The 25572-nt window shown below is 65.3% G+C and carries 23 protein-coding genes; 6 read left to right on the top strand and 17 right to left on the bottom strand.

Going from position 1 to position 25572, the window contains the following annotated elements; translation table 11 throughout:
* The first annotated feature begins 110 nt into the window (after nt 1-110).
* The gene (locus PCJ49_RS12775) at nt 111-467 is read left to right on the top strand and encodes a hypothetical protein (protein WP_269911244.1); all 357 of its coding nucleotides are present in this window, start codon (nt 111-113) and stop codon (nt 465-467) included.
* 112 nt (nt 468-579) lie between these two features.
* On the opposite strand, the gene PCJ49_RS12770 is transcribed toward PCJ49_RS12775, so the two are convergent.
* The 3 genes from PCJ49_RS12770 to PCJ49_RS12760 form a co-directional block, all read right to left on the bottom strand.
* Entirely contained in the window at nt 580-3087 is a 2508-nt protein-coding gene (locus PCJ49_RS12770; RefSeq protein WP_269911243.1) for a PAS domain-containing sensor histidine kinase, read from the bottom strand.
* Nucleotides 3088-3232: 145 nt separating this feature from the next.
* On the bottom strand, nt 3233-4528 hold the full coding sequence (gene ahcY / locus PCJ49_RS12765) for an adenosylhomocysteinase (protein ID WP_089288688.1): 1296 nt from the start codon (nt 4526-4528) through the stop codon (nt 3233-3235).
* Nucleotides 4529-4721: 193 nt separating this feature from the next.
* Entirely contained in the window at nt 4722-5783 is a 1062-nt protein-coding gene (locus tag PCJ49_RS12760) for an SDR family oxidoreductase (RefSeq protein WP_269911242.1), read from the bottom strand.
* Nucleotides 5784-5855: 72 nt separating this feature from the next.
* Here PCJ49_RS12760 and PCJ49_RS12755 point away from each other — a divergent pair, with 72 nt between their 5' ends.
* Nucleotides 5856-6281 carry a MerR family transcriptional regulator gene (locus tag PCJ49_RS12755; protein WP_269911241.1) on the top strand — a complete coding sequence of 142 codons (426 nt, stop codon included), beginning with the start codon at nt 5856-5858 and terminating at the stop codon, nt 6279-6281.
* Nucleotides 6282-6316: 35 nt separating this feature from the next.
* Here the strand turns inward: PCJ49_RS12755 and cobT are convergent, their stop codons facing one another.
* The 5 genes from cobT to PCJ49_RS12730 all read right to left on the bottom strand — a co-directional run bounded on the left by cobT (nt 6317) and on the right by PCJ49_RS12730 (nt 11416).
* Entirely contained in the window at nt 6317-8266 is a 1950-nt protein-coding gene (cobT, locus tag PCJ49_RS12750; RefSeq protein ID WP_269911240.1) for a cobaltochelatase subunit CobT, read from the bottom strand.
* Nucleotides 8267-8325: 59 nt separating this feature from the next.
* Nucleotides 8326-8640, bottom strand: a complete 315-nt coding sequence (locus PCJ49_RS12745) for a hypothetical protein (RefSeq protein ID WP_269911239.1) — start codon at nt 8638-8640, stop codon at nt 8326-8328.
* Between the two features lie 89 nt (nt 8641-8729).
* Nucleotides 8730-9737, bottom strand: a complete 1008-nt coding sequence (cobS, locus tag PCJ49_RS12740; RefSeq protein WP_269911238.1) for a cobaltochelatase subunit CobS — start codon at nt 9735-9737, stop codon at nt 8730-8732.
* Between the two features lie 56 nt (nt 9738-9793).
* Nucleotides 9794-10384, bottom strand: a complete 591-nt coding sequence (locus PCJ49_RS12735) for a J domain-containing protein (RefSeq protein WP_269911237.1) — start codon at nt 10382-10384, stop codon at nt 9794-9796.
* Nucleotides 10385-10486: 102 nt separating this feature from the next.
* Complete coding sequence (locus tag PCJ49_RS12730) at nt 10487-11416, bottom strand: DMT family transporter (RefSeq protein ID WP_269911236.1); 930 nt, start codon at nt 11414-11416, stop codon at nt 10487-10489.
* 79 nt (nt 11417-11495) lie between these two features.
* On the opposite strand from PCJ49_RS12730, the gene PCJ49_RS12725 reads away from it, so the two are divergent.
* The 4 genes from PCJ49_RS12725 (at nt 11496) to PCJ49_RS12710 (ending at nt 16368) form a co-directional block, all read left to right on the top strand.
* On the top strand, nt 11496-11780 hold the full coding sequence (locus PCJ49_RS12725) for a BolA family protein (protein WP_269911235.1): 285 nt from the start codon (nt 11496-11498) through the stop codon (nt 11778-11780).
* A 133-nt stretch (nt 11781-11913) separates the two neighbouring features.
* Nucleotides 11914-12447 carry a hypothetical protein gene (locus PCJ49_RS12720; protein WP_269911234.1) on the top strand — a complete coding sequence of 178 codons (534 nt, stop codon included), beginning with the start codon at nt 11914-11916 and terminating at the stop codon, nt 12445-12447.
* Nucleotides 12448-12611: 164 nt separating this feature from the next.
* Nucleotides 12612-15476: a [protein-PII] uridylyltransferase gene (locus PCJ49_RS12715; RefSeq protein ID WP_269911233.1), complete on the top strand. Its 2865-nt coding sequence runs from the start codon at nt 12612-12614 to the stop codon at nt 15474-15476.
* A 103-nt stretch (nt 15477-15579) separates the two neighbouring features.
* Nucleotides 15580-16368, top strand: a complete 789-nt coding sequence (locus PCJ49_RS12710) for a GDSL-type esterase/lipase family protein (protein ID WP_269911232.1) — start codon at nt 15580-15582, stop codon at nt 16366-16368.
* Here PCJ49_RS12710 and PCJ49_RS12705 read toward each other — a convergent pair.
* From PCJ49_RS12705 to PCJ49_RS12665, 9 genes are all read right to left on the bottom strand, one after another.
* Nucleotides 16361-16837 carry a universal stress protein gene (locus PCJ49_RS12705; RefSeq protein ID WP_269911231.1) on the bottom strand — a complete coding sequence of 159 codons (477 nt, stop codon included), beginning with the start codon at nt 16835-16837 and terminating at the stop codon, nt 16361-16363. The genes PCJ49_RS12710 and PCJ49_RS12705 overlap by 8 nt on opposite strands.
* A 29-nt stretch (nt 16838-16866) precedes the next feature.
* Nucleotides 16867-17634: a TIGR02186 family protein gene (locus tag PCJ49_RS12700; RefSeq protein WP_269911230.1), complete on the bottom strand. Its 768-nt coding sequence runs from the start codon at nt 17632-17634 to the stop codon at nt 16867-16869.
* Nucleotides 17631-18548, bottom strand: coding sequence for a sulfite exporter TauE/SafE family protein (locus PCJ49_RS12695; RefSeq protein ID WP_269911229.1), 918 nt, complete (start codon nt 18546-18548; stop codon nt 17631-17633). Before PCJ49_RS12695 ends, PCJ49_RS12700 begins: the two co-directional genes overlap by 4 nt.
* A 92-nt stretch (nt 18549-18640) precedes the next feature.
* On the bottom strand, nt 18641-19258 hold the full coding sequence (locus PCJ49_RS12690) for a pyrrolidone-carboxylate peptidase (RefSeq protein ID WP_269911228.1): 618 nt from the start codon (nt 19256-19258) through the stop codon (nt 18641-18643).
* Nucleotides 19259-19510: 252 nt separating this feature from the next.
* Nucleotides 19511-20512: a tryptophan--tRNA ligase gene (gene trpS, locus PCJ49_RS12685; RefSeq protein ID WP_269911227.1), complete on the bottom strand. Its 1002-nt coding sequence runs from the start codon at nt 20510-20512 to the stop codon at nt 19511-19513.
* A 101-nt stretch (nt 20513-20613) separates the two neighbouring features.
* Nucleotides 20614-22185 carry a murein biosynthesis integral membrane protein MurJ gene (gene murJ / locus PCJ49_RS12680; RefSeq protein ID WP_269911226.1) on the bottom strand — a complete coding sequence of 524 codons (1572 nt, stop codon included), beginning with the start codon at nt 22183-22185 and terminating at the stop codon, nt 20614-20616.
* 278 nt (nt 22186-22463) lie between these two features.
* Complete coding sequence (locus tag PCJ49_RS12675) at nt 22464-23207, bottom strand: DUF599 domain-containing protein (protein ID WP_269911225.1); 744 nt, start codon at nt 23205-23207, stop codon at nt 22464-22466.
* Nucleotides 23208-23217: 10 nt separating this feature from the next.
* Entirely contained in the window at nt 23218-24729 is a 1512-nt protein-coding gene (locus PCJ49_RS12670) for a pentapeptide repeat-containing protein (protein WP_269911224.1), read from the bottom strand.
* Nucleotides 24730-24868: 139 nt separating this feature from the next.
* Nucleotides 24869-25288, bottom strand: coding sequence for a polymer-forming cytoskeletal protein (locus PCJ49_RS12665; RefSeq protein WP_089288703.1), 420 nt, complete (start codon nt 25286-25288; stop codon nt 24869-24871).
* Nucleotides 25289-25572: the final 284 nt, after the last annotated feature.

Raw genomic sequence — 25572 nt, 5'->3', positions numbered from 1 at the left:
CACCCCATCATGTAACTTATAAAGCTTCATGAAAGGGGTGATCATGCTTCACGACGTCCTTATCATCGGCGGCAGCTTTGCCGGCCTTTCTACTGCGATGAAGCTGCCGGGTGCTGCTGTTGGATGCCGGCCGGCCGCGTAACCGCTTCGCCGCCGCGTCCCATGGGTTCCTGGGCCAGGACGGGGTGCCGCCGGGGGCCATTATGGCCGGTGCCCGCGCGCAATTGTCCGCCTATCCCACCCTGACATGCGTGGAGGGGCTGGTGGAGCAGGCAGCCGGTAGGCTGGATGATTTCCAGGTCATTCTGGCCGATGGGCAGAGCTTCCAGGGCCGGCGGCTGTTGCTGGCCATGGGCGCGCGCGATGAATTGCCCGATCTGCCGGGGATGGCGGAACGCTGGGGCACCGGCATCCTGCATTGCCCCTATTGCCATGCCGCCGGCGACGTGGCGTCCCCCCCTGCATAATGGCACGCCGGCATCAGCGGCTGGGGTGATGGCGGCATTTGCGGCCCATCATTCCCTGTTGGGGCTTTGAGTTGCGGGGGCCTGAACAGAGGCCCCTCGCCGGTCGCTTCCCTCAACCCTGCTGGCTGTTGGCCATGTCGGCCAGGGCCGGCTTGTCAGACAGGGGCAGGTGGCAACGCACGATGCAGCCACTGGGCCCATTGCCATCAATGCTGACGCGGCCGCCATGCAGCTCCACAAAGCTTTTCACCAGGGACAGGCCCAGCCCGGCACCGTTGCTGCCACCACCGCCCTGCCCGCTGCCCCGTTCAAACCGGTCCAGCACCCGTTCCCGGTCATGATCGGCAATGCCAACGCCGGTATCGGCCACGGCCAGCACCAGTTCCCCCGGCTGGCGGCTGGCGGACAGCACGATCCGCCCGCCGGCGGGGGTGAATTTGATGGCGTTGCTGACCAGATTGAACAAGGCCTGTTTCAGCCGCTTTTCGTCCCCTTCCAGGCGGCCGATGCCGTCCGGCACCTCCACCTTCAGTTCCAGCGCCTGTTTGCGGGCCCAGTCGCGCGTCAGCCCGGCCACCGAATGCACCAGCTGGGCCACGTCGAACTGTTCGCGTTCCAGCGTCATGAAGCCGGCCTCGATGGTGGCCAGATCCAGGATGTCATTCACCAGCGACAGCAGGCGGCGGCTGGCCTCCAGCACGCCCTTGGCATATTCCTGCTGCCGGTTGTTCAGCGGCCCGAAATACTGGTTATGCAGGATTTCGGCAAAGCCCATGATGGCGTTCAGCGGCGTGCGCAGCTGGTAAGAGACATTGGCGATGAATTCCGCCTTCAGCCGGTCGGCCGTCTCCAGCGCCTCGTTGCTGGCGCGCAAGGCGGTTTCCACCCGGTCGCTGTCGGTCACATCCAGGCAGGACAGCAGCACGGCCCCGTCGGGCAGCGGCACCAGCGCATAGCGCAGCACGGTGCTGTCCGTCCGCCGCAGCAGGCCGGATTCCGTCTTGCGGTCCAGCAGCCGCTCCACCAGCTGGCGGCGCAGCAGCGCCCATTCCCCGCCATCTTCCAGCAGCCCGCGCACCGCCTCCACCAGCTGGTTGGCGTGCGGTTCGCCGCGCAGGGCGGCGGCGGGCAGGTTCCACAGGCGGCGGAAGGCGGGGTTCCACAGTTTCAGCCGGCCATCGCCGCCGATCACCGCCACCCCTTCGGCCAGATTATCCAGCGTCTCCTGCTGCACGGCCATCAGGGTATTGTAGCTGGATTCCAGCGCCAGCGTATGGGTCACATCCTCCGACACGAACATCAGCCCGCCGAACGGGTGCGGCACCACCAGCGAACGCAGGGTGCGCCCGTCGGGCAGATGCACCAGTTCTTCCAGCGGATCAATCAGGGAGGTGAACAGCCCCAGCTGTTGTTTTTTCCAGCGCGGGAAATCCGCCTCTTCGGTCAGTTTGCGGCTGGCGCGCAGCTGTTCCAGCACCTCGCCATAGGCGGGTTCCTCCGCCAGCCAGCCGCCTTCCAGCCCCCACAGCTTGGCATAGGCCTGATTGTGGAATTTCAGCCGCGTGTCGGGGCCGAAAATGGCGATGGCGGACCCCAGCTGGTCCAGCACATCGCCGTGGGCGGCGATATGGCGGGCTAGCTCGTCCCGCAGGGCCCGTTCCTCTGTCCGGTCGATGGCCAGCCCCAGCTGCGACCCATCCTCCAGCCGCAGTTCCATCAGGCTGTAGAGGCGGCGGTCGCCTTCCACCACCAGGAACCGGTCGTCACGCGCCGGTGCGCCGCTGTCGCGCGCCTGCCGGGCCAGCGCCAGCGGGTCGCCAAAGCTGCTGCCCGCCAGTTCCAGCCCCTGGCGCACCACCTTGTCCGGCTGGCTTTCCAGCAGGCGGGCATAGGCATTGTTGCACCAGTTGATGGAAAGATCGGCCCCGCGCCGCCACAGCGGTACCGGCAGGTTCTGCAACAGGGCCAGCAGGTTGGCATGATCATCGCGCAGCGCCGTCAACTGCTCGGCCCGGCGCATGGCCTCGGCGGCGCTGGGCGTAATGTCGCGCAGCCACAGCACATGGATGGTCGCCCCCTCCACCCCGCTGGCATCGCTGCCGGCGGCCCCCACGCCGCGCCCGCCGCTGGCCTGGAAGATGCGCGATCCATCGGCCAGCCGCACGGTGATCTGGAAAGGCTGGCCCTTATCGACCAGATGGCGGAAGGAACCATGCAGGGCGGCGGCATCGCTGGGGGCCAGCGCCTGTTCAATATCATCCAGCCGGTTGATGCGGCCCAGCCCCAGCAGCCGGGGCAGCGAGGGGGAGACGGCCAGCCGGTCAGAAGCCCCGCTGTCGGTGGGGGCGGCCTGGGCGAACCAGCCATCGGGCACGGCATCCACCAGGGCCGCCAGCCGGGCCTGTTCGGCCCGCGCCTCCACCAGGGCGATTTGCTGCGCCCGGCCCCAGGCCAGGATGCGCAGCAGCACTGCCAGGATGATGGTCAACAGCGCCAGCGCCAGCAGGCCGACCACCGGCGTCACCGCCTTCCAGAAAGGCAGCAGCAGAAGCCCGACGCCAGCCAGCCCCAGCAGGGCCGCCATGGCGATGGCGATGAAGGGGCCGATCGCGTTCCTCACAAGGCCGGAGTTTGACCAGGGTGGCGACGGGTTGCAAGTGTCGCGCGCACGATCATCAAGGTGGCGTTAATAAAAAAACCCCCGCCGGATCGATCCGGCGGGGGTTTTCAAAAGCAGAGGTACCGGCACCGGCACCCGCCTGCAATCAATAGCGGTAGTGATCCGGCTTGAACGGGCCGGCAACCGGCACGGCGATATAGTCGGCCTGTTTCTGGGTCAGGGTGGTCAGCTTGGCGCCGATCTTATCCAGATGCAGGCGGGCCACCTTCTCGTCCAGGTGCTTGGGCAGCACATAGACCTTGTTTTCATAATTGGCGTGGTTCTGCCACAGCTCGATCTGGGCCAGCACCTGGTTGGTGAAGCTGGCGGACATCACGAAGCTGGGGTGACCGGTGGCGCAACCCAGATTGACCAGACGGCCCTTGGCCAGCACGATCAGGCGCTTGCCATCGGGGAACACCACCTCGTCCACCTGCGGCTTCACCTCGTCCCAGACATAGTTCTGCAGGGAAGCGATCTGAATTTCGCTGTCGAAATGGCCGATATTGCAGACGATGGCGCGGTCCTTCATGGCGCGCATGTGATCGAGCGTGATCACGTCCACATTGCCGGTGGCGGTGACGAAGATGTCGCCCTGCGGGGCGGCTTCTTCCATTGTCACGACCTGATAGCCTTCCATGGCGGCCTGGAGCGCGTTGATCGGGTCGATCTCCGTCACCAGAACGCGGGCACCCTGGGTGCGCAAGGATGCGGCGGAACCCTTGCCCACATCGCCGTAACCGGCGACGACGGCGACCTTGCCAGCCACCATCACGTCGGTGGCGCGCTTGATGCCGTCCACCAGCGACTCGCGGCAGCCATACAGGTTGTCGAACTTGGACTTGGTGACGCTGTCATTCACGTTGATGGCCGGAACCTTCAGCGTGCCGGCCTTCACCATCTCATACAGGCGATGCACGCCGGTGGTGGTCTCTTCCGACAGGCCCTTAATGTCGGCCAGCATTTCCGGGTACTTGTCGTGCATGATCTGGGTGACGTCGCCGCCATCGTCCAGGATCATGTTCGGGGTCCAGCCATCGGGGCCGCGCAGCGTCTGCTCAATGCACCACCAGAATTCCTCTTCCGTTTCGCCCTTCCAGGCGAAAACCGGGATGCCGGCGGCGGCGATGGCGGCGGCGGCCTGATCCTGGGTGGAGAAGATGTTGCAGGAAGACCAGCGCACGGTGGCGCCCAGGGCCGTCAGCGTCTCGATCAGCACGGCGGTCTGAATGGTCATGTGCAGGCAGCCGACGATGCGGGCACCGGCCAGCGGCTTGGAGGCGCCATATTCCGCGCGCAGCGCCATCAGGCCCGGCATCTCGGTCTCGGCGATGGTGATCTCCTTGCGGCCCCAATTGGCCAGGGAGATGTCCTTGACCTTGTAATCGGTGAAGGCGGACATGGCGGCTCCTCTGCGTATCAACGCTGCGGGTGATGTGACGAAAAGCTGTTTTGACGGCGGGCAGGCATGGGCTTGCCACCCCACCGCACGTTGCCGGCAGGTGTAACAGCAGCCCGTCCGCCGGGCAAGCATAAAGATATCTTTATGTGTGCATCTATACGGATGGACCGGTCCTCGTTTCCCCTGCCCGCCATCAGGGCTGGGGATACCCGGTCGCCGGGATCATGCCGCTTGCGCGCAACCATGCGACTTCGTCGCGCAACGTATCCATCACCGGGCGGAACCGCAGGCCAAGTTCCGTGACGCTTTTGGCTGGGTCGTATCGTGACCGTTGATTTTCCCTGGCCACCGTGCGTGCCATGGCCCAGCTGAGCAGCACCGGTCGCCGGCTGATCCGGGCGTAAATTTCGTACCCGGCAGCCAGCAGATGCAGCAACCACAGGGGAATGCGGCGGGTTGGTGGCTGCACATCCGTCACCTCGGCGATCAGGGGGATAAGGTCGGCCATCGTCATGTGCCGGCCGGCGGCCAGATAGCGCTGACCCCGCCGCCCCTTTTCGTTGGCCAGGATCATGGCTTGGGCGACATCCCGGGCATCGACCACGGAAAAGGAACCGGGCGGTATGCCCGGCAACCGGGCCAAGGCGACATCCATGACCGTTTGCCCCGCCGATGTCGGCCCGATATCGCCCGGTCCATGCATCCAGCCGGGAAGCACCAGAGCTGCCCACATATCGGAATGCTGATCAAGAAAGGAGAGAACCACCCGATCGGAAAGGATTTTGCTGCGATAATAATCGTCAGCGTCACGTTCGTCTCTGAGCATGGTCTCATTGATCAGGGCACCGCGTTCCCCATGAAGGACGGCGACTGAACTTGTGTGCACGAAGCGCCGGACGCCCGCAGCATGGGCATACGCCAACAACTGTCGGGTGCCCTCGACATTGGCCGCATGAAGCGCTTCCCAATGCCGTCCCCCCTTATAGGAATCCCGGAAATAGGCGGCCGTGTGGAACACCACATCCACCCCGGCAAGCGCTTCAGCGAAGCCTGGGACATTCAGCATATCGCCACGCACGGTTTCCACATCCAGCCCGGCAAATTGCTGTCGGGCCTTCTCGGGAGATCGTACCAGCGCCCGCACCCGCCACCCGACTGCCAGCAGTTCGCGCACAAGGTTGTTGCCCAGCAGGCCGGTGGCCCCCGTGACGAAGGCTTGGCGGCCTTCCGGGTGGTTCTGCAAATTCTCCGACATGATTTCAGCTCCATAAACGCGGGAGCCTGCCCTATAAGACTGGAGTGTGGTCCATGGTCAAGGGTGATTGCGATGCTGATTGGGGCTTTTGCCAAACGAACCGGCCTCAGCCAGGATACGGTTCGCTTCTATGTCCGCCAGGGGATCCTGAAACCGCAGTCCGGCATTCAGGGTGGCCGCAACCCCTATCAGATCTTTGCTGAGCGGGATGTCTCAATTGCCCTGATGGTTCGGTTCGCCCAGTCGCTTGGCATGTCGCTCAAGGAGATTGCGGAGGTCGCAAACGAACTCCTGGATACCGGCTTGTCGCCAGAGCGCGAGATAGAGATCATCGATACGCAAATTGCAAAGCTTGAACAAAAGGCGGTCGATCTTGTCAGGCTGCTCGATTATCTGCGCGCCAAGCGCGGCTGGATGGCTGGCGGCAAATCTGAGGGCGAGCCCCTTTTCTCCGAAGAAGGGCTATGCCTGACGCAGATTGCCGCATTCAAGCCATAGGGTATGCCTTCTTTCCAGCACCTCAACCGTCGGCATCACATGCCGCGCGAGCCTATCATGGCGGCGTAGCCGGTCCGCCGGGGGGCGGGGGCATCGGCCTGGGTGATGATGGGTTGCGGCGGTGGGGCATAGGCGCCCAGCCGCTTGGCCCCCACCTCGTCGAACAGCTCCGCCAGCTTTTCCATCATGGTACCGCCCAGCTGTTCGGCATCAATGATGGTGACGGCGCGGCGGTAATAGCGGGTGACATCATGGCCGATGCCGATGGCCACCAGTTCCACCGGGCTGCGGGTTTCGATCCAGTCGATCACCTGGCGCAGATGCCGTTCCAGATAGGCGCCGCTATTGACCGACAGGGTGCTGTCATCCACGGGGGCACCATCGCTGATCACCATCAGGATGCGGCGCTGTTCCGGCCGGCCGATCAGCCGGCTATGGGCCCAGAGCAAGGCCTCCCCGTCGATATTCTCCTTCAGGATGCCTTCGCGCAGCATCAGGCCCAGATTCTTGCGCACCCGCCGCCAGGGCGCATCGGCCGCCTTGTAAACAATATGGCGCAGATCGTTCAGGCGGCCGGGGTTCAGCGGCTTGCCCGCCGCGATCCAGCGCTCACGCGCCTGCCCGCCCTTCCAGGCCCGGGTGGTGAAGCCCAGAATTTCCACCTTCACGCCGCAGCGTTCCAAGGTACGCGACAGGATATCCGCACTCATCGCCGCGATGGAGATGGGGCGGCCGCGCATGGAACCGGAATTGTCGATCAGCAGGGTGACCACCGTATCGCGGAAATCCGTCTCATTCTCCCGCTTGAAGGACAGCGACGTGGTGGGGTTGATGATGACGCGGGCCAGCCGGGCCGCGTCCAGCATCCCCTCTTCCAGATCAAATTCCCAGGACCGGGTCTGTTTGGCCAGCAGGCGGCGCTGCAGCCGGTTGGCCAGCTTGGAGATCATGCCCTGCAGGTGCTGCAGCTGCTGATCCAGCATCAGGCGCAGGCGGGTCAGCTCATCCGGGTCGCACAGGTCGGCGGCATCCACCACCTCGTCAAAAGCGGTGCTATAGGCGCGATAGGCGGCGGGGTCCGGCTCGTTCCGGCGGGATTGCGGCGGCGGGGTGCCGGGGTTGCCGGGATCTTCCGATCCGTCCCCATCGGCCAGCTCACCGTCGCCTTCTTCACCATCCTCGCTGCTGCCGGCCTCTTCCTGGGCGGCCTGACGGCGCTGCTGGGTGGTCTGCTGCTGCTCATCCTCGCCGGACGCCTGCTGGCCGCCCTGCTGTTCCAGGTCATCATCCTGGCCGCCGCCATCGGGCGCGCTGTCGGGGGCCTGATCTTCGGCCCCTTCCTCATCCTGCGGGTCGGAACCCACCTCCATATCCATGTCGGACAGCAGGCGGCGCACGGCACGGGCATAGGCTTCCTGATCCTCGATCAGGCCGGCCAGCTTGTCCAGCGATCCGCCCAGCTTCTGCTGCACCGTATCGCGCCACAGCTGCACCGCTCCAGCGGCAGAGGCGGGCGGGGTGGCGCCGGTGATGGCTTCGCGGGCCAGCAGGCGCAGCACCTCTGACAGGCTCGCCTGTTCGCGGTCATTGATCTTGTCGAAGCCCAGGCGCCGATAGCGTTCTTCCAGCGTGGCTTCCAGATTGGCGGCAACCCCGGCCATGGCCGTGGCGCCAATCGCCTCCACCCGTGCCTGTTCCAGCGCCTCGAACGACTGGCGGGCCTGTTCGCTGTTGGGCATCAACTTGGCATGGATGCCGGCATCATGGTGGCGCAGGCGCAGGGCGGCGGCATCGGCCGCCCCGCGCACATTGGCCACATCCTTGGGGTTCAGGTCGCGCGGCGGCAGCGGCACGCGCACCCGGCTGCCATTCAACCCAGGCGGTTCGGCGGAAAAGCCGACCGTGGCATCCCTGTTATCCGCCAACGCCCGCACGGTGGCGGTGGTGGCGCGCTTGAACATCTCAAGGGGGGATTCCTGGGTCATGATCCTTCACATCAGATTTTTCCGGGCCGCCACCGGCTGCGGGTGGATGCCTTGGCCGGTCAACCGCCGCGCGGGGTGCGGTTGGCCATGTCACCGCGCTGCATCTGTTCGGCTTCCTGCCGCTGCAGACGGTACTGTTCATCCCATTCCGCCTTGGTGCGGCAGACCTTCTTCTTGGCCAGCCGCGATCCGGTGGTCGTCTGGGCCTTGCAGATCTCCCGGTTGGCATCCGGGTCAGCCTCGGCCGGGGCCTGCGCCGCCGGTGCGGCCGGGCTGGTCGCCACCTGATCCTGGCTGGATTGCGCCCAGGCGGTTGCAGCCATCGGCTGGGTCATCAGCATTACAACCGCAAGACTGGCAATCATGTTCTTCATCTTCAACTCCCATTCGGTAAGCCCCATGCGGTCACCGTAATGGAAACCGCCCGGTCCCGCAATCGCGCCACCGGGCGGCATGAACAGCCTCAGACCAGCGTGCCCTTGAAGGCACCGGTCGGCAGTTCCTTACCGAAGCAGCGCTGGTAATATTCGGCCACAGCCGGGCGTTCCACCTCGTCACACTTGTTCAGGAAGGTGACACGGAAGGCAAAACCGACATCACCACCAAAGATGGCGGCATTCTGCGCCCAGGTGATGACGGTACGCGGGCTCATCACCGTGGAGATATCGCCATTGATGAAGCCGGCGCGCGTCAGATCGGCCAGCCGCACCATGGCGGCGACGATGCTGCGCTTATCCTCGCTGGTATTGTATTCCGGCACCTTGGCCAGCACGATCTCCGTCTCCTGCGCATGGGGCAGGTAATTCAGGGTCGTGACGATGTTCCAGCGGTCCATCTGGCCCTGGTTGATCTGCTGGGTGCCGTGATAGAGGCCGGTCGTATCGCCCAGGCCCACCGTATTGGCGGTGGCGAACAGGCGGAAGGCCGGGTGCGGCCGGATTACCTTGTTCTGGTCCAGCAGGGTCAACTTGCCTTCCACTTCCAGCACGCGCTGGATGACGAACATCACGTCCGGACGGCCGGCATCATATTCATCAAACACCACGGCACAGGCGTGCTGCAGGGCCCAGGGCAGGATGCCTTCCCGATATTCCGTCACCTGCTTGCCATCGCGCAGCACGATGGCGTCCTTGCCGATCAGGTCGATACGGCTGATATGGCTGTCCAGGTTGACGCGCACGCAGGGCCAGTTCAGCCGGGCGGCCACCTGCTCAATATGGGTGGATTTGCCGGTGCCGTGATAGCCCTGCACCATGACGCGGCGGTTATAGGCAAAGCCCGCCAGGATGGCCATGGTCGTCTCGCGGTCGAAACGATAGGCCTCGTCCCGCTCCGGCACATGCTCGGTCGCGGTGGAGAAGGCAGGCACCACCATGTCGCTGTCGATGCCGAAGGTATCACGCACCGAAACGGTGATATCGGGCAGCGTGTGCGGGGTGGCCTGGGGAGGGGTTGCCATATCGAGTGCCATGATTTCCGGTTCTGCGGGGTCTGGTTCGTCGTCGGTCGGTCGGGTGGTCGGGGCGGCTATTGCCCGCTGCCGAAGGCGGCCTTCAGGGTGTTGTAGGCCTGGTTGATGGTTTTCAACCGTTCCTCCGCCTCCTTGCTGCCGCCATTGGCGTCGGGATGGTGCTGTTTGGCCAATAGCCGGTAACGCGTCTTGATGGTGGCGAAATCGGCATCGGGAGGCAGCTCCAGCACGGCCAGCGCCTCTTCCTCCGCCGTGCGGGGCTTGGGGCGCGGGGGCTGGCGCTTGCTCTGCGTCTCCTCCCCCGACCAGTCGGCGCCAAAGGCGAAGCCGCCATTGAAGATCTTGTCGCGCGTATTGCGTTCCCGCGTGCGCCAGTCGCCCATGGGCCAGGTCGGGCGCTGCCAGGTGGTGTCCTGGCGCAGATGCTTTTCGATCTGCTCCTGCGTCATGCCGGCATAGAAGTCCCAGGACTTGTTATAGTCCCGCACATGATCCAGGCAGAACCACCAATATTCGTTCAGCTTGTCCCGCCCCTTAGGCGCGCGATATTCCCCATGACCCGTGCAGCCGGGATGTTCGCACAGCCGCAGCTGGCTGCGGGGCGTTTCCCGGAAATCAAAGGACAGGTTGGGGCGGTTCTTCTGCATGGGGGCTGAGTATGGGGGCGGGCCGGCGGGCTGGCAAGGAACTGGATGGAAAAGAAGGTGGCGTTTGTGCGGGTGCCACCCCCTCCTGCGGGAGGGCGAAGGTTAACGCCGCGAATCAGCCGCCGCCACCGCAACCAGCCCGGCGGCGATGAAGCCCAGCCCTGCGATGTTGGTGATTGTCATTGCCTCGCCCAGCCATAGGGCCGATGCCGCCAGCCCCACCACCGGCACCGCCAGGGTGGAGAGCGACAGGGTGATGGCCGGCAGGGCGCGGTTGACCGTCACCATGGCCCAGAAGCAGAAGGCGGTGGCCAGCGGGCCGTTATAGACCAGCAGGGTGACCAGCTCGCCCGACCATTGGATGCGCGCCACATCCTCTGTGGCCAGCGCGAAACTGCCGGTCAGCAGGGTGGCCATGCCCATCTGCCAGGGCGCCAGCGACAGGGGCGTGCCCACCCAGCGGTGCCCGCGCACCTGGACGATATTCACCGCCCACAGGGCCGCCCCCGCCATCAACATGCCATTGCCGGTCAGTACGGCCGGGTCAGACCAGTCAAAGGCGGCCGGATTGAACAGTACCGCCACCCCCGCCAATCCCAGCAGCAGCCCCCCCACCTTCAAGGGCGACAGTTTCTCCTTCAGGAAGATCAGGGCCAGCGGCACCACCCAGAGCGGGGTCGTATAGGCCAGGATGCCGGCGCGGCCCGCCGGCACATGCTGCAGCGCCAGCGTCACCAGCGTCATGAAGCCGGTCATCTGCAACAGCCCCACCGACAGCAGCACCGGCAGATCGCGCCGGTCCGGCAACCGCAACTGCCCTGCCGCCCAGGCCACCGGGATCAGCGTGGCCGTACCCAGCGCCAGACGGGCGGCAACGAACAGCATGGGCGGCATCTGCCCCACCACCCGCTTCATCACCGGCCAGTTCACCCCCCAGAGCAGGATCACCAACCCCAGCAGGATAGCGGCCACCAGCGGCGTTACCGGACGGGATGGGGGGCTGGTGGCGGCCTTGGCGCTTTCATCGGCCATGATGTTGGACTACCTCTTGGGCGATCATCGGGGAACGGCCAGCCCGCCCCCTTGCCGCAGCAGGAACAGGAATGCCGCCATGGCCGTCTATGCGACCCGGATGGAAAACAAGCTGACCCAGGCTTTAGAGCCCCAGGCCCTGGTCATCAAGGATGTCTCACACAGCCATGCCGGCCATGCCGGGGCCGACCATCCCGGCGGGGAAACGCATTTTGACGTCACCATCGTCTCCGACCGGTTCCAGGGGCTGGGCCGGGTGGCCCGCCAGCGGCTGGTCTATGAGGTGGTGAAGGAAGAGCTGGCCGAGCGGGTCCACGCGCTTTCCATCAAGGCGCTGACCCCGGAAGAGGCGGCGAAGGACTGAACCACCCCCGCCCCAGTTGCAACCCTGCTGCGCGTCGTTGCGTCGCAGGGTTTTTTGCAGTGCAACATGACAGGGTCTAGGCTGAAAGCTGTGGCTGGCGAGCCCGCCGGTTCCAACGAGAAGGGAACAGCCCATGACCAGATCAGCCAAGGCCAGCAGTGCGAGTGCCCGCAGCGTGGAAGTGGCGGCGGAGATTGCCGGTACGGCCGTCGTGCTGGGTGAAACCCTGTGGGCGGCCCAGCAGACCATTGCGCTGCGCCTGATGCGGCTGGCGGAAACGGCGATGGACCCCGACCAGCTGCGCGATCCGGAATTCATCCGCATGGTGTCGGAAAAGCTGCGCGCGGCCCTGGAAGCCAATCTGGCCGTGGCCGGCGGCATGGGTGCCATTGCCGATGCCGCCATGGAATGGGCCAGCCAGCAGGGCATGGCGATGGAACAATGGGCGCTGGCCTGCTGGGGTCTGCCCGATCCGCTGCGCTGGGGCCATGCTAGCAGCCGCTATGTGGAAACCAGCCTGAATATCGCTGAAATGGCCTGCGCCCATCTGGCGCTGGAGGCGACGCGCCTGGGGGGGCTGGGCCTGAAACCCTATCACAAGGCCACCAATGAAAATGCCCGCCGCCTGTTGCGGCAATTGCCGGCCCTGCACGCCAGACGGGCCTGACAGTCAGGGGCCGGGCGCTGTTGCAGCGCCACAAAAATGCCGGGGTCAACCCGGTTAATAAGGATAGTCCGGGGAGGCAGGGGCATATGGCCGTGCGAACGTCGCAGCCGTTTAACTTCTTTCGTGGCATAATGGGCACCAGGGATGATCCCGGAACCATTAAGATGCCTGCCGATACCGCCTCTCTTTCCACCCACACCCACAGCGCCACAACCACCGATGCAGCCAGCGGCAGCAGCCGCCGGCCGGAAGGGTCGCGCCCCATCATCCCCAACCGTGCTGCCGTCGGGCGGCGGTTCGCCGCCCTGGTGGAAGGCCATCATGGCTCCATCGATGGCTTGCGCGGCCCCGCACTCGCCCTGCTGAAGGAAGTGCTGGAAGAGGGGCGCACCGCCGTGCGCGCCCGGTTTGAGGCCACCCATCGCGGCGATGATTGCGTGCATCAGACGGCGCGGCTGACCGATGCCATCGTGCAGGCGCTGGCCGATTTCACCCTGGACCATGTTTATCCCACCGCAGAACTGACCAAGGGCGAGCGGCTGGCCATTGTCGCCATCGGCGGCTATGGCCGCGGGGAGATGGCGCCCTTCTCCGACGTCGATCTGCTGTTCCTGCTGCCCTATAAGCGCACGCCCAGGGTGGAGCAGGTGGTGGAATATATGCTCTACCTGCTGTGGGATCTGGGCTGGAAGGTGGGCCATGCCGTGCGCTCGGTGGATGAATGCATCCGCCTGTCGCTGGAAGACATGACCATCCGCACCAGCCTGCTGGAATCCCGTTTCCTGTGGGGGGAGGCGGTTCTTTACAAGGAACTGCGCAAGCGCTTCACCAAGGAAGTGATCGGCGCCGCCGGCAGCGTGACGGCCTTCATCGACGCCAAGATGACGGAGCGCAAGGAGCGGCACCGTAAGATCGGCGGCAGCCGCTATATGCTGGAGCCCAACATCAAGGAGGGCAAGGGCGGCCTGCGCGACCTGCAGACCCTGTTCTGGATCGCCAAATACGCCTATCAGACCGATGAGGTGCAGGCCCTGGTCTCCAAGGGCGTGCTGTTGCAGGAGGAGGCGCAGCGCTTCGCCAAGGCGGAAAGCTTCCTGTGGGCGGCGCGCTGCCAGCTGCATTACATTGTCGGGCGCCAGGAAGACCGGCTGACCTTCGACATGCAGTCGGAAATGTCGCGCCGCCTGGGCTATACCGAACATGCCGGCACCAGTGCCGTTGAACGGTTCATGAAGCATTACTTCATGGTGGCCAAGGATGTGGGCGATCTGACCCGCATCTTCTGCGCCAATCTGGAGCATGAGAACCGCCGCACGCCCCGATTCGCCTTCCTGCGCCGCAGCTTCGCCAAGCCGGAGGTGGAGGGCTTCACCCTGGATGCCGGCCGCCTCAACGTGAAGTCGGACCGGCATTTCCGCGATCATCCGGTGGATATGATCCGGCTGTTCCGGGTGGCGCAGCAGCAGGATCTGGATGTGCATCCGAATGCGCTGCGCGCCATCACCCGTGCCTTGTCGGCCATCGGTCCGAAGCTGCGCGATGATGTGGATGCCAACCGGCTGTTCCTGGAAATCCTCTCTTCCCGCAAAGACCCGGAAGTGGCCCTGCGCCGCATGAATGAAGCGGGCGTGCTGGGCCGCTTCGTGCCGGATTTCGGCCGCATCGTCGGCATGATGCAGTTCGACATGTATCATTATTTCACGGTGGATGAGCATACGCTGTTCGCCGTGGGCATCCTGCACCAGATCGAACAGGGCAACCTGAAGGATGAGGTGCCGCTGGCGTCAGAGGTGATCCACACCGTCAATTCCAGGCGCGCCCTTTATGTCGCCATGCTGGTGCATGATATTGCCAAGGGGCGCGGCGGGGATCATTCCATCCTGGGGGCCAAGGTGGCGGAAAAGCTCTGCCCCCGCCTGGGCATGACGGAGGAGGAGACGGAAACCGTCGTCTGGCTGGTGCGCTGGCACCTGGCCATGTCGGCCACCGCCCTGAAGCGCGACCTGGATGATGAAGGCACCATCCGCAAATTCGTCGATCTGGTGCAGAGCCCGGAACGGTTGAAGCTGCTGCTCTGCCTGACCGTGGCGGATATCCGCGCCGTCGGCCCCGGCCGTTGGAATAACTGGAAGGCCACGCTGCTGCGCCAGCTGTACCGCCGGTCGGAAGAGCTGATGTCCGGCACCGTGCTGCCGGAAGGGCGCGATGGCCGGGTGCTGGCGGCGCAGGCGGGGCTGCGCCCGCTGCTGGTCGATTGGCAGCCGGCGGAGATTGATGCCCATCTGGGCCGGGCCTATCCGGCCTATTGGTTGGGCTTTACCGCCGAAACGCTGGCCCACCATGCCCGCCTGATCCGGGAGGCCGAACGCGGCAAGGCGCCGCTGACGCTGGATACCCGCATCGACCGGGGCCGCGCCGTGACGGAGGTGACGGTCTATACCGCCGACCATCCGGGCCTGTTCTCCCGTCTGGCCGGGGCCATCGCGCTGGCCGGGGCGGATATTGTCGATGCCCGCATCTTCACCATGACCAATGGCATGGCGCTGGACGTCTTCTCCATCCAGGCCGCCGGCGGCGGCCCGTTTGACAGTGGCGACAAGCTGGCCCGCCTGTCGGTGATGGTGGACAAGGTGCTGGCCGGGGAGCTGCGGCTGGTGGATGAGCTGGCCAAGCGCCGCCCGGTGCAGACGGCCCGCGCCCGCGCCTTCAAGGTCGCACCCCGCGTGCTGGTGGATAACACCATCACCGGTAACCATACGGTGATTGAGGTGAATGGCCGTGACCGTCCGGGCCTGCTGTTCCACCTGACCCGCGCCTTGACCCAGGCCAACCTGCAGATTGCCTCGGCAAAAATCTCCACCTACGGCAATGTCGCCATCGACGTGTTTTATGTGAAGGATGTCTTCGGGCTGAAGGTCACCCATGAACGCAAGCTGGCCGACATCCGTGCCGCCCTGCTGACGGCCCTGGCCGATCCGGAGGGGGAGCCGGAGAAATCCGCCAAGCCCGGCCGGCGCAAGGCGGCGTGACAAAGCCGCCTTGGGGGAATTTCTTTACCATCCTCTGTCAGGCTGGGGCCTTCATCACCAACTGGGCATGGTTGTCGCCATGGGTGGAGAGGTCTTTTCCTTGATGCGTCGTCTGCCGTGCCTGTTGCTGGCCGCCCTGCTGCTCTCCCCCGTGGCGGCCCATGCTGCCAGCCCGCGCTGCGCCATGCCGGGTTCCTTCTTGATTGCCGGTGACATGGGCCGGCTGCGCGCCGCGCTGAACAAGGGCGGGCCGGTCACCATTGTCGCCTTCGGGTCCAGCAGCACCGAAGGGGTGGGCGCTTCCACCCGCGAAAATGCCTATCCGGCGCAGTTGGAAGCCATCCTGCGGCAACGCCTGCCGGGCGTGCCGTTGCGGGTGCTGAACCGGGGGATCGGTGGCGATACGGTGCGCCAGATGATGGCGCGGCTGGACCGCGATGTCATCGCCGCCGATCCCGATCTGGTGATCTGGCAGACCGGCACCAATGATGCCCTGCGCCGCATCGACCTGAACCTGTTCGAGGATATGACGGAAGACGGGCTGGACCGGATGCGGGCCAGCGGGGCCGATGTGATGCTGATGGAACCGCAATATCTGCCGCAGGATACGCCCGGCTCCCTCTATGCCCGCTATGTGGAGGAAGTGCGGACCATCGGGCGGGAGGAGAAGGTGCCTGTGCTGCTGCGCCATGCCGCCATGGCGCATTGGGCCAAGTCGGGGGCCTTATCGGGGGCGGCCCTGCTGTCACACGACGGGCTGCACATGACCGATGCCAGTTACCGCTGTCTGGCTGAACTGGTGGCCGATGCCATCGTCCCGCCGGTGGCCCAGCCGCTGACCCCGGCCCCCACCAGCCCGGCCATCGTCCCCCCGTCAGCCCCGGTCAGGTGATGGCATCCAACTGCCGATCGGAGAGCGATCCCGGCACCACGGTGACGGGGATGCGCAGGCTGCCGGACATCTGGCCCACCACATAATTGATCAGCGGCCCCGGCCCGCCGCGCCCTGTGCCAGCCGCCAGCACCAGGATGGAGATGCTGGGCTCCTCCTGGATCAGCTTCATCAGCTGTTCAGAGGCCTGGCCTTCACGGATATAGAGCGTGGGCATGGTACCGGAAATATCCACCACCTCCTTGGCCAGCCGCTGCAACAGCTGCTCGGCCTCTTCGCGCTGTTCCTGCTTCATCAGTTCTTCGATGGCGCCCCATTGCTGCAGCTCCCCCGGCGGGATGACATGCAACAGGGCGACACGCCCGCCACTGTTGCGGGCGCGGCGGGCGGCATAATGCAGCGCCACGCTCATTTCCTCCGTCTCATCGACGACGACCAGGAAGATACGGGCTTGCTTCTCTTGGCTCATGGGCCTCTCCCGGTAACGCGGAACCCGAATTAGGGTTTGCGGAAGATAATGCCAGCCAGCCAGCCGGCCGTCACGGCCAGCATGATGGACAGAACGGCATAGAAGACCGACTGGCGCTGGGCGAATTCCGTCACATTGGCGGAAAAGCCGATCTTAGAGACCAGCAGCGGCGTTGTCTGGGCGCTGACCACATCGCCATCACGGATCAGGAAGACCGACGCCGTATAGGTGCCGGTGGGCACATTGGCGGGGAAATGGATGCGGGTGCGGAACAGGCGCTGACCGAGGAAGGAAACCTCCCCGGCTTCTGTGGCGTAAAGCCCCATGCGCTGCTTGTTGCGGATCAGGGCGGCGCGGTATTCGGCCAGTTTCTCCGCCTTGTCGATCTTCTGCGTCGGGGCCAGGCGGATATAATCCAGGCCAATTTCATGCCGTTGCAGCACCGCCGGCGGCACCACCCCATCCAGCGGGGCAGACAGGGCCACGCTGTAAAAGGCGGGGACGCGGGCAAAGGCAATCTCATCCGTGTTGATCCAGATGCCGGCCACCCGGTCCTTGTGGCGGACCGTCACCTCACCTTCCGGCCCCTGCACCACCACGGCGACATCGCCTTCGCCATCCACGGCACCGAACAGCACCACATCGGTGCCGGTAAAGCCGGTGGTGATGGCGATCAGGTGGCTGGACAGGTCGGCCACCAGCGATTGGCCCCAGGCATCGGCCCGCAAGGCCAGCAGCAGCATGAAGCCGGCCAGCAGGCCGGCGGGCAGGGCCAGCAGGCGGCGCCCCCGCATCATGCCCCCCCCGGCAGGGTGATGGAGAACAGATCTTCCGGCCGGATGATCAGGTCCACCGCCAGCTTCACCGCCACGGCCAGCACCACCAGGGCCAGCAGGGCGCGGGCCTGTTCACCGCGCAGTTTGGCCCCGACGCGGGTGCCGAACTGCGCCCCCACCACGCCGCCGACCAGCAGCAGCAGGGCCAGCATGATATCCACCGTCTGGTTGCCCACCGCCTGCAGGAAGGCGGCAATGCCGGTGGTGAAGATGATCTGGAACAGGGAGGTGCCGGCCACCAGGGCCGTCGGCATCCCCAGAATATAGATCATGGCCGGCACCAGCAGAAAGCCGCCGCCAATGCCCATGATCGCCACCAGCAAGCCGCAGAAAAACCCGATCAAGGCCGGCAGCAGGGCGGAGATATACAGCCGGGAGCGGGGAAAGCGCATCTTGAAGGGCAGGCCATGCAGCCAGGTATGGTGATGCAGCTTGGACCGGCTGGCGACACTGCGCCCACGCAGCATGGCCCCTAAGCTCTCCCACAGCATCAGGCTGCTGACCGTGCCCAGGAACAGCACATAGGAGAGGGAGATCACCAGATCGATATGGCCCAAAGCCTGCAGCAGGCCGAAAATCCACACGCCCAGCGCCGTGCCCAGCGACCCGCCGCTGAGCATCACCAGCCCCAGCTTCACATCCACATTATTGCGCCGCCAATGGGCCAGCACCCCGGAAACCGACGCCCCCACCAGCTGGTTGGCCTGGGTGCCCACGGCCACGGCGGGCGGCACGCCGATGAAGATCAGCAGCGGCGTCATCAGAAAGCCGCCGCCCACACCGAACAGGCCGGACAGGAAACCCACCCCACCCCCGAGCATCAGGATCAACAGGGCATTGACCGAAAGTTCCGCGATGGGAAGGTAAATCTGCATGATGCCGTTTTTGTTGCGGCGCGGGGGATTATGGAAACCTTACCCCTACCCCGCGCGCAGCCCAAGTGTAAAACGGCCCTGGAACGGCTTTGTCATGCGATTGAAATGGAACCGGCCAGCCGTTGCAGCAGGATGCGGGCCGCCTGTTCCAGCCGATCCGGCACCATGCCGGTGCGATGGCCCCGATCTTCCGGTTTCAGCCCCTCAGGGAAGGGCGGCACATGGATGAAGCCGGCCGGCAGATCGGGCCGCCAATGCCGCATCCCGAAGAACAGATGGTTGCAGATATAGCCGCCGGCATCGCGGCTGAACTTCACCGGGAAGCCGGCCCCGGTCAGATCATCCGCCATGGCATCCAGCGGTAGAGACGACCAGTATCCCATCGGCCCCGCCGGATCGATGGGGCTGTTGCGGCGGATGGTGCCGTCATTATCGGGGGCGGGCGCATCATCCAGGTTCAGCGCCAGCCGTTCCGGGCGGATGCTGTCCGTCTCATAGGCCAACCCGAACATCACCACCGCATCCGGTTGGGTGGCGGTGACGGCTGCCTGCAGGGTGGGGACCGCACCGGTGAAGGTGACGGGCAGTTCCACGCCCCGGATATTGGCCCCCCCGATCACCGCCCCATCCAACTGGCCGGCCAGCCAGGATGTCGGGTTGACGGCATGGCCCAGGAAGGGGGCGAAACCGGTGATCAGGATGGTGGGCATAGGGGGCCTTGTGGGTTTGGGGAGCTACGTTTGTTACCTCTTGCCCGTCATCCCGGCTTTCACCCCTGGGTGCTAAGTCAGGGGTTAGCACCTTTGCTGCCTCCCCCGCGAAAGCGGGGGTCCAGGGGCCAGTGGCACCGATGCACAGTGCATGTGGCCCCTGGATCCCCGCTTTCGCGGGGAAAGCAACTCAGTGCAGGAGGTTAACCTGGCGCCTGAATGACGGGAGGGAGTTGGCAGGGGAAGCCCCCTTCAGAACCGCACCAGCCCCACAATATCCTTCACCTCATTCACCGTCTTCTCGGCAATGGCCCCGGCCCGTTCGGCACCCTTTTGCAGGATGCGGTCCAGTTCAGCGCGGTCGCCCAGCAGGCGGTTCATTTCACCAGCGATGGGGGACAGCTTGGCAACGGCCAGATCGGCCAAGGCACCCTTGAAGGCGCTGAATTGCTGGCCGCCATAGTCGGCCAGCACCTGCGCCTTGGTCTGGTCGGACAGGGCGCCATAGATGGTCACCAGATTGGCGGCCTCCGCCCGGCCCTCCAGCCCTTCCACCACCGACGGCAGCGGTTCCGGGTCGGTCTTGGCCTTGCGGATTTTCAGCGCGATGGTGTCGGCATCGTCGGTCAGGTTGATGCGGCTATATTCGCTCTCATCCGACTTGGACATTTTCTTCGTACCGTCGCGCAGGCTCATCACGCGGGTGGCTTCACCCAGGATTTGCGGTTCCGGCAGGGGGAAATAATCCTCGCGCTTGTAATAGCGGTTGAAGGCACCGGCAATGTCGCGCGCCAGTTCCAAATGCTGCTTCTGGTCCTCGCCCACCGGCACATGCGTGGCCTTGTAGAGCAGGATGTCCGCCGCCATCAGCACCGGATAGGCGTACAGGCCCAGAACGGCATTATCCTTCTGCTTGCCGGCCTTTTCCTTGAACTGGGTCATGCGGTTCAACCAGCCCAGCGGCGTATGGCAGGCCAGAATCCAGTTCAGCTCGGCATGGCCGGCAACGGCCGACTGGTTGAACAGGATGTTCTTTTCTGGATCAATGCCGGCCGCGATATAGGCCGCCGCCACTTCGCGGATGTTGGAGCGCAGCACCTCAGGATCATGGTCGATCGTGATGGCGTGCATATCCACAACGCAGAAAATGGCCTCATAATCGTGCTGCAGGCGCACCCAGTTGCGCAAAGCCCCCAGATAATTGCCGAGGTGCAGTTGGCGGGTGGGCTGCATACCCGAAAAAATGCGGTTCATGGGTCTGGTTCCCGAAGGATGTTTCGCTGGTGGAGGGCGAGGGCGCCGGCCCCCCGATGGGACCGGTCGCCCGCAGATATGGCGTTGTCAGGCAATGCCGGTCAAGCGGCTGGCGGTGCGCCCCCGCCCCGCCGACGCAGCAAACCTTTCAGTTCCCCCAGCCGGGCGGCCCCCAGCGCCAGGCAGAACAAGCCATAGCCAACCATGGCGGCCCCGATCAGCCCGGCCAGCGCCAGCACCTTCACCCCATGGGTGGTGCTGTACAGCCAGGGTTGCAGCGCCCAGCCCAGGCCCCAGGCCAGCCCGCCCATCAGGGCGGCGGCGGCCGTGATGCGGGCCAGCCGCCCGGCCAGCCTGGGGTCCAGGTGCAGCAACCCGCGCCGGCGCAGGCCGATGGCCAGCAGCAACACGTTCAGCCATGCCGTCAACCCCGGTGCCAGGGCCAGCCCGACATGGCCCAACGGCCCGATCAGGGCCAGGGACACACCGACATTGCCCAGCAGCACCACCACCGCCACCCGCACCGGCCCCTTTGTATCCTGCCGGGCGAAATAGGCGGTGGAGAGGATCTTGGCGGCGATGAAGGCGGGGATGCCGATGGCATAGGCCTGCAGCGCATCCGCCGTGGCCGTTGCTGCCTCCGCCCCAAAGGCCCCACCTTCGAACAGCACATGGATCAGCGCATCGGGAATGGCGATCAAGGCCACCGCCGCCGGCAGGCCCAGCAAGGCGGCGAACTCCATCCCGCGCGACAGGCTGTTACGCGCCCCTTCATGATCTTCCGCCGTGATCTGGCGGGACAGCAGGGGCAGCAGGGCCGTACCCACCGCCACGCCCACCACCGCCATGGGCAGCTGGTTCAACCGGTCGGCATATTGCAGATAGGAGACAGCACCCGTGGGCAGCCAGGTAGCCAGATTGGTGCCGATCAACAGGTTGAACTGATAGACCCCGGCCCCCAGGATGCCGGGGGCCAGCAGCGCGAACAGCTTCTTCACCCGCGGTGTCAGTTTGGGCCGGCGCAGCCGCACCACCATGCCGGCCCGCCGGCAGGCCAGGATCATCCAGACCAGTTGCGCCACACCGGCCACCGGCACGCCCCAGGCCAGCACCCAATGCACCGGCAGCCCCAGCGGCTGGCTGGCCAGCAGGCCGGTGATCTGCACGATGTTCAACAGCACCGGTGCCGCCGCAAAGGGGCCATAGCGGCCCAGCGCGTTGAGGATGGAGCCCAGCAGAGCGGTCAGCGAGATCAGCGCCAGATAGGGGAACATCACCTGTGACATGGAAACGGCCAGGGCGAACTGGCCGGGATCGTCGGTGAAACCCGTCGCCATGACGGAGACGACCAGCGGCATGGAAAGCGCCATCACCGCGCTGAACAGCAGCAGCAGGGCCACCATGAAGGCCAACGCCTCTTCCGCCAGCCCCTTGGCGCTGTCATGCCCTTCCTTCTGCAGGGTGCCGCTGAACATGGGCAGGAAGGCCGCCGTGAAGGCCCCCTCCGCGAACAGGGAGCGGAACAGGTTGGGCAGGCGGAAAGCGACAAAGAAGGCATCGGCCGCCGGCCCCGCCCCCAGATAGCGCGCCATCAGCATGTCACGCACAAAGCCCAGAACACGGGACACCATGGTAATGCCACCGACCGTGGCGATGGCGCGGGCGAAACTCATGATGGGTGACCGGCTTTCATGGGGTGTGGGGGGATGGTTGATGCCGGCGGCGGCCCGGCTTTCCCTAGCATATCCGTCACCCCGGCGCAGGCCGGGGTCCAGGATCGTAGATCAATATGCCTGCCATTCTGGACCCCGGCCTTCGCCGGGGTGACGGTGAAGAAAGCCGGGGTGACGGTGAAGAAGGAGGCAACGAGAGCCAAAAAGCTCTCTTGTCGGTGCCGCGTTCGTCGCCCCCGCTTACCCCAAAACCAAGGCGGGGAAAAGGCGGGTTGGGGTTAAATCCCCTTGCCCGGGCGGTCACGCGCCTGGGGCGGGCTGTCGCCGATGCCGTAGGAGGAATAACGCGCGATGGCGTCGAAGGCGGCGGAGCGGAATTGGCGGCGCCACAAAACATAGGTCACCAGCGTGACCAGAGCGATGAAGATGTAGGGGTGCACCAGCCAGCCCAGGCTGGCAAAGGCGTAATAATAGCCGCGCAGGCCCCGGTTGAAGCTGGTGATGGCCAGCGTCATCATCTTGGCGGCTGCCTTGGCGGTGATATTGGCCTCGTCCCCCGGCTCCAGCGGGGCGGCCCCCACCAGGGCGATGGTGTAATTGAACTGCCGCACCGCCCAGGTGAAGCAGAAGAAGCTGTAGACGAAGATGCCCAGCAGCAGCACCAGCTTCAGCTCGAACAGGTAACGGTCCGTCTGCATGGTGAAGCCCAGCTCCATCACCTTCTGATGCGAGGCCTCTGCGGAGGCCAGCACGCCCAGCAGACCCGCCAGCACCAGTACCGTGGTGCTGGCGAAGAAGGAGACGGAATGGATCAGATGGCCGATCAACATGCTGTCCATCACCCGGTTGTCCCGGTACAGCATGTTGGTCATCCAGCGGATGCGGATACGCAGCATATGCTGGTTCAGGCTGACGGGCGTGCGATTGCGGCGGTCGGTCAGCCAGCCATAGCCCCACCAGAGCAGGCTGAACCAGACCAGGGCCGCAATATCCAAGGGGGGCAAAGCAATCGACGGCATCATGATGCCAGCATCATCCCATTCGGTAGCGGGGCGCAACCAGCCCGTTGAGGTAGGTTTTCAGTTCCGCCGTCAGCGGCGCGAATTTCAAGGAGATGGTGCGCTCGGCCCCCTCGATCGCCACCACCTCGGCCGTAACCGGCACCGGGTCGCCGGCACCGGGGGCGGCGATCAGCAGGGTCATGCTCTCCCCCTCCCGGAACAGGGCCGGGTCGGCATCCAGCGCCACGCCGCCAAAGGACCAGTTGCGCGTTCTGGCGGCCCCCTTGCGGCTGCCCACCACCAACACCGGCTGGCTGAACCGGCGCAACCGGCGGCGTTGGGCATTGTCCTCCCCGGCGGCCGTGCGGGTGGCCCCGGTCAGGTCAGCGCCACGCAGGTTCAGCCCCGTGGTGATGGCCCCGCCCAGATCGGCCTTGCGCAGGATGGCGCCGGCCAGCACGGCGTTGGTCAGGTCCGCCCCGCGCAGGTTGGCCCCTTCCAGATTGGCGGGCCAGGTGCGGCCGCCGGCCATGGGCTGGGTGGTGACCTGGGCGCCGGCCAGATGGGCACCGGCCAGGTTCACCCGGCGCAATGTAGCCCCGGCCAGCACTGCACCATCCAGCATGGCATCGCGCAGGTCGCTATAGGAAAGATCGGCCATTTCCATATGGCTGTCGGCGCAATCGGCCCCGGTCAGGCGGCAGCGGCGCAGCCGGGCGCCGGCAAGATTGCGCCCATGCAGCACAGCCACATCCAGTTCGGCCATATCCAGATCCAGCCGGGCGCCGCGTGCCCCGCCGCTGTCGATCCAGGCTTCATGCGCATCGACCATGGCGGCAAGCTCGACGGCCGGCACAGGACGGCGCGCCGGTTCAACCAGGGCGGCCATGGCGCCATCGGGCAGGTGCCGCCCGCGCGACAGCATGTCCGCCTCCACCATGGTGCCAGCCAATTGCGCGCCCGACAGGTTGGCCCCCGACAGGTCCACCCCCAGCATCACGCATTTTGACAGGTCGGCGCCGGACAGGTCAGCATCCATCAAATCCGCCCCGGTCAGGTCACAACCGGTCAGCTTGGCGGCACAGAGGATGGCGCGTTCCAGCCGCGCCTCCGTCAGCACGGCCGCCCCGTCACGGCGCTTGGCGCCGCTGCTGTCGGTCAGCGTGCCGGACCGGAAATCGGCCCCACGCAGAATGACATCGGCCATGATGGCGCGGTGCAGGTTGGCCCCGCGCAGATCGGCCCCGGTCAGGTTAGCGGATGACAGGTCCGCCCCCTCCAGATCGGCGCCGAACAGGTCAGCCCGGCTGAGATCGACCCCTTCCAGCACACAATTGGACAGGTTGGCCCCGGCCAGCCGCGCCTCTGCCAGCCGGGCGCCCTTCAGATTCAGCCCGGACAGATCCTGGAATTGCAGTTCGGCCCGGCGGCCGCCCTTGCCTTCCTGCCATTGCCGGTGCAGGCCCAGCTCCCGGCGTAGAAATTCCAGATCGCGGGCCGGCGCGCCGGCGGCTTGTGTGGCGGTGGTGTGTGTGCTGCTCATCGGGGGCTCAAGCGGCAGAAGGCGTGGCAAGGGCCGCACACTATACCGGTATTCCGCAACAATATATCTAAAATGCAATCAATTCAGTCACCCCATCTGTCCGCAGGGGAGATCGCGGACAGATGGGAGAAACAAAGCCTCAAGCGCCGGCCTTGCCGGTCTGCAGCGTGCCGGTGACGGCGCCACCATCGGCGATGGAGATGCGGCCATAGCGGATGGTGCCTTCCACCTGGCCGGTTTCACCCACGGACAACATGCCCGTCACCTCAATGGTGCCGGTGGCGCGGCCATTGACGCGCATCTGTTCCACCTTGGCCGTGCCTTCAAAATGGCCGCCCTCGGCCACTTCCAGGATCTTGATCTCGCTCAGCGTGACATCAACCAGCCGCCCGGCCACATGCAGCGTATGGCAGTGGGAAATCTTCGCCCCCTCGATCCGCGCTTCGGTGGCGATGCTGGTGATGCCGCCCGTGGCGGGGGTGCCGTCGGCCACCGGTTCGGTGATGCCGTTGAAGCCGGGGCGCTGGAAGCTGCGCGGGTCCAGAATATCGTTCGGCATAGCCTTGAGCACTCTCCGCCTGTGGGCTGGGAAACCCGGATGTCGCACCTGATCCGGCCGACGGGGCCACAGCAATTTCGGCCGGATGCAGCACCATGGCCTGCCCCCGTCACCGAAATGTCAAATGCCCCCGCCTGACCTGTCGTTTCGGCTCCATTCATAAGCTGAAAGGGTTAAATCCGCAACGCCTCTTGCCCGTATCACAAGAGGGATGCGTGCGGTTGCGTTGACAGGCCCCGCGCGTGCGAACAATAGTCGCCGCTCTGGCGGAAATTTACTTTTCG

This window comes from Niveispirillum sp. BGYR6 (assembly GCF_027568365.1).
Classification (GTDB): domain Bacteria; phylum Pseudomonadota; class Alphaproteobacteria; order Azospirillales; family Azospirillaceae; genus Niveispirillum.
The sequence above is the reverse complement of the archived record's forward strand: the minus strand, read 5'-3'. Positions and strand labels throughout refer to the sequence as shown.